General features: G+C 59.3%; 1 pseudogene. It reads left to right on the top strand.

Annotation, left to right across the window (positions count from 1 at the left end):
• A pseudogene (locus FLW16_RS43275) lies at window positions 1-148 on the top strand (IS5/IS1182 family transposase); the annotation flags it as partial.
• Window positions 149-290: the final 142 nt, after the last annotated feature.

The following is a 290-nucleotide window of genomic DNA, read 5'->3' as shown; positions in this document are numbered from 1 at the left end:
AGAGCGCTACAAGAAGCGCAACGTTGTCGAGCGGGCGATCAACCGGCTGAAGAACTTCCGGGCTGTGGCCACCCGCTACGACAAGCGCGCTTACATCTATCTCGGCACCGTGACCGTGGCAGCCCTGATGATCTGGCTCCGCACGTGATCCAAGAAACAGGACCTAGTACTACAGCCAGGTTTTGTGATCTATAGTTCTGGATCATGTCTGATGAGCTGACCGCGGGCGACCTTCAAGAGTGGGTGGCCGGGCTGGATGTGTTGTTCGCGCGGGTGGCGGGACGGTTCGG

It is taken from the genome of Microbispora sp. KK1-11 (assembly GCF_006874435.1).
Classification (GTDB): domain Bacteria; phylum Actinomycetota; class Actinomycetes; order Streptosporangiales; family Streptosporangiaceae; genus Microbispora; species Microbispora catharanthi.
This window is presented reverse-complemented; position numbering and strand designations above follow the sequence as displayed.